This window comes from Holdemanella sp. DFI.5.55 (genome assembly GCF_020593575.1).
Taxonomy (GTDB): Bacteria; Bacillota_I; Bacilli_A; order Erysipelotrichales; family Erysipelotrichaceae; genus Holdemanella; species Holdemanella hominis.
This window is the reverse complement of the sequence record NZ_JAJDMK010000115.1, coordinates 1-3,858: the sequence shown is the minus strand read 5'-3', so window position 1 is coordinate 3,858 and position 3,858 is coordinate 1. Positions and strand designations below refer to the sequence as shown.

Annotated in this window: 5 protein-coding genes; 2 read left to right on the top strand and 3 right to left on the bottom strand. The window is 34.8% G+C overall.

The genetic code is table 11. From position 1 onward, the window contains the following. Window positions 1-90: 90 nt before the first annotated feature. The gene (gene rpiB, locus LJE08_RS12940; RefSeq protein WP_186999794.1) at window positions 91-537 is read right to left on the bottom strand and encodes a ribose 5-phosphate isomerase B; all 447 of its coding nucleotides are present in this window, start codon (window positions 535-537) and stop codon (window positions 91-93) included. A gap of 62 nt (window positions 538-599) precedes the next feature. Then, a complete protein-coding gene (locus LJE08_RS12935) occupies window positions 600-995 on the bottom strand; it encodes a hypothetical protein (protein ID WP_117924077.1) in 396 nt (131 codons plus the stop codon). Between the two features lie 166 nt (window positions 996-1,161). On the opposite strand from LJE08_RS12935, the gene gdhA reads away from it, so the two are divergent. After that, on the top strand, window positions 1,162-2,493 hold the full coding sequence (gene gdhA / locus LJE08_RS12930) for an NADP-specific glutamate dehydrogenase (RefSeq protein WP_117924075.1): 1,332 nt from the start codon (window positions 1,162-1,164) through the stop codon (window positions 2,491-2,493). An 80-nt stretch (window positions 2,494-2,573) separates the two neighbouring features. Next, on the top strand, window positions 2,574-3,245 hold the full coding sequence (locus LJE08_RS12925) for a YoaK family protein (protein ID WP_117924073.1): 672 nt from the start codon (window positions 2,574-2,576) through the stop codon (window positions 3,243-3,245). Here the strand turns inward: LJE08_RS12925 and LJE08_RS12920 are convergent. After that, window positions 3,199-3,798, bottom strand: a complete 600-nt coding sequence (locus tag LJE08_RS12920; protein ID WP_158567580.1) for a histidine phosphatase family protein — start codon at window positions 3,796-3,798, stop codon at window positions 3,199-3,201. The two genes, LJE08_RS12925 and LJE08_RS12920, sit on opposite strands and share 47 nt — an antisense overlap. Window positions 3,799-3,858: the final 60 nt, after the last annotated feature.

Genomic DNA, 3,858 nt, shown 5'->3' with positions numbered 1-3,858 from the left:
ATACTCCCCTATAAAAATGGCTATTTATCAACTGTTTGTTGTGACATAGCCAAAAATAAAAAAGGACACTTTTCCAAGCATCCCTAAATTTTATTGAGCATCCTCAATTGCACTGATTTTTGCAACTCTTCCCTTATGTCTTTCACCCTCACTAAATGGAGTGTTCAAGAAAGTATGAACAATATCTTTACAAGTTTCAATACCTGTCGTTCTTTGTCCCATACTCAACATATTCGCATCATTGTGTTCACGAGTCAAACGAGCCATAGTTACATCTGTACATAATGCACAACGGATTCCTTTTACTTTATTTGCAGCAATCGAAATTCCAATTCCAGTGCCACACATAACAATACCCTTGTCCACTTCTTCATTCACAACTAAATCCGCACACGCTTTTGCCATATCCGGATAATCAACACTGTTTGTACTATGACAACCACAATCCACAACTTCATGTCCTTCATCAATCAACATTTGTTTAATTTCTTCCTTATATGTGTATGCTCCATGATCACATGCCATACCAATTTTCATTCTTTAATCCTCCTCAACATCTACAAACATTTTACAACTTTTCCATCTTTGCGTAAATACAACTAACTTTTCGCATCAAAAGATTTTCTACAAGAAGGACAACGAACTTCAATTTTCCCCTTATTTCTAGGAACACGAATAATTTGCGCACATTCAGGACAAACTAAATACTTATTTTGTTTATCCTTTAAAGACTTGTTAAATGCTTGAAAACGATGAACTATTTTGGCCTGAATCCGAATAAACTTTTGATTTTCAATTGATCTTGCCACATAGTTTTTCGATAATGCACGTGCTAAATAAATAATAATACTAATATAGAACAATATATTTATGACAATATTTCTTCTAAAAAATAAACTTAATACTAATAAAATAAGTTCTACATAAAATATGAACTGATTTAATTTATCCGTACCATATCTACCTTGCATAAAACGATATAATTTTTCTCTCATTCTCATCACCGAGTTCTATAATAACATACAATATATGAACTCGCTATGTGAATTTTACTATCATTTATATACTTGTTTTTGTTGTTTACAAATTTTTTCATATTTTTATGAAACATTTTCAATTTTTGTGTTATAATCATCACGTATTAATAAGGGAGGACTTAAAATGAAAGACCTAGAGCAATTATACGAAACAGTAAAAAAACGAAATCCCAATGACAAAGAATTTCTTCAAGCCGTTGAAGAAGTATTCGAATCATTGAATATTATCGCAGATGTACATCCGGAAGAATTAGACGATGATGTATTAGAAAGATTTGTAGAACCTGAAAGACAAATCATTTTCCGTGTCCCTTGGGTTGATGACAATGGCAAAACTCAAGTAAACCGTGGTTACCGTGTTGAATTTAACTCAGCCATCGGACCATATAAAGGAGGTTTACGATTCCACCCATCTGTAAACATTAGTATCATCAAATTCTTAGGATTTGAACAAGTATTAAAAAATTCATTGACTACACTTCCTATGGGAGGTGGAAAAGGTGGATCTGATTTCGATCCAAAAGGAAAAAGTGATCGCGAAGTTATGCGTTTCTGCCAAAGCTTCATGAGCGAATTATACCGTCACATCGGACCAAACACAGATGTTCCTGCTGGAGACATTGGTGTTGGGGGCCGTGAAGTCGGATATTTATTTGGACAATATAAACGTTTGAAAAATGAATACAGCGGCGTATTGACAGGTAAAGGATTAACATTCGGTGGATCCTTGATTCGTACCGAAGCTACTGGATATGGTTTATGTTACTTTACACAAGCTTTATTAAAAGATAACGGAACTAGCTTTGAAGGAAAAACAGTCACGATTTCCGGAAGTGGTAACGTAGCTATCTATGCTTGTGAAAAAGCAACACAACTTGGAGCAAAGGTTGTAACTATGTCCGATTCAAACGGATTCATTTACGATCCAGAGGGAATTGATTTAGATTTAGTTAAAGACATCAAAGAAATTCGTCGTGGACGCATTAAAGAATATGTTGAAAAAAGACCAGGTGCAACATACACACCAAATGCTCGTCCATGGACTGTTGCATGCGATATCGCACTTCCATGCGCCACTCAGAACGAACTTGATTTAGAAGATGCAAAAGCATTAGTAGCTAATAAAGTTTTCGCTGTATGCGAAGGGGCTAACATGCCAACAACACCAGAAGCTATCCACTATCTTATGAAAAACGGTGTATTCTATGCTCCAGGTAAAGCAAGCAATGCCGGAGGTGTTGCTTGTTCAGGTCTTGAAATGTCACAAAATGCTCAACACTTATCTTGGACAGCAGAAGAAGTTGATCAAAAGCTTGAAAACATTATGGTAAATATTTTCAAAACTTGCCGTGATACTGCTTCAGAATATGGTCATGAAAAAGAATATGTAGTTGGAGCTAACATTGCTGGATTCTTAAAAGTTGCAAAAGCAATGAAAGCACAAGGTACTGTTTAATAACATAAAAGCCGATTTCGGCTTTTATTTTTTATCATTTTGCATTATTATCTTAAAAGTAAAAAGGTTGTGATTATTCTATGAAACGAGCAAAACAAACATCTGAATCCATTGAACTCGGTATTCTTTTGGCATTATCCGGTGGATTTATGGATGCCTATTCCTATTTAGCAAGAGGACAAGTCTTCGCAAATGCCCAAACTGGAAATATGCTCCTCTTTGGTGTCAATTTAGCAAGTGGACAATTCCAGCATGCTCTACATTATTTATGTCCTGTACTAGCTTTTGGTCTAGGTATTTTCTTAGCGGAATTTGTACATTTTCAAAAAATTCAAAAAGTACACTGGCGACAAGTTACTCTCTTGATTGAAATCATTATATTATTTGGCATTGGGTATATTTCATTCGAACAAAACCTTCTCGCAAATTCTTTAACTTCTTTTGCGTGTGGCTTACAAGTACAAGCCTTTCGTAAAATACATGGTAAAGGTTACGCAACAACGATGTGTATTGGAAATTTAAGAACAGGGACACACGAAATGTGTAATTATTTATGCACAAAAAAAGTCCAACATCTACAAAGTGGACTTCTCTACTACTTAATTATTTTAACATTTATAATCGGTGCTATTCTAGGAAACTTTTGTATTCGGATTTTTTCAGCAAAAGCTATCTGGATAAGCGTTTCACTATTAATACTCGCCTTTATTTTAATGTTTGTTGACCGTGAAAAAGATGAGGCTTTTCAATAAGTTTTAATTCTGTATCACAATCCATTCTCGTCACCGAACAATTTGGCACTAAAGCTGCTGTATTCGGTTTTTCATCCACAAAACCGGGACATAATACGTTCACAATATGTTTGATGGCAGAACCATGACAAACTACTAAAACATTCGCATTCGGATATTCGGATGCGATTTTTTTTAATTCCTTCGTTACTCTTTCTATAACATCACTATGATTTTCACCACCACAAAAACGATAACCATCTGGAAAACGTACTCCATCTTTAAATATATCCACTGATTTTTCAGCCTCAAAATCACCAAAACTCTGCTCCTTTAAACTTTTAGAAGGAATAATCTTTACATTTCTACCCTCTAAAATAGAGTTTGCCGTATCTATAGCTCTTTCACTCGTTGAACAAAAACATACATTAAATGGAACATTCTTCAATTCTTTACCCAATTGTTTTGCCTGAGAAACACCCAAATCCGTCAACGGTGAATCACACCATCCTTGAATACGGCCTTTACGATTAAATACCGTTTCTCCATGTCTAATAATATAAAAATGTGTCATATATATACCTGGTATATTGTAATTGACCCATCTAGCTGGTCATTTACAACATACATCTCC

Coding starts and splice junctions, on each gene's coding strand:
- rpiB (WP_186999794.1), bottom strand. CDS start 537: ATGAAAATTGGTATGGCATGTGATCATGGAGCATACACATATAAGGAA.
- LJE08_RS12935 (WP_117924077.1), bottom strand. CDS start 995: ATGAGAGAAAAATTATATCGTTTTATGCAAGGTAGATATGGTACGGAT.
- gdhA (WP_117924075.1), top strand. CDS start 1,162: ATGAAAGACCTAGAGCAATTATACGAAACAGTAAAAAAACGAAATCCC.
- LJE08_RS12925 (WP_117924073.1), top strand. CDS start 2,574: ATGAAACGAGCAAAACAAACATCTGAATCCATTGAACTCGGTATTCTT.
- LJE08_RS12920 (WP_158567580.1), bottom strand. CDS start 3,798: ATGACACATTTTTATATTATTAGACATGGAGAAACGGTATTTAATCGT.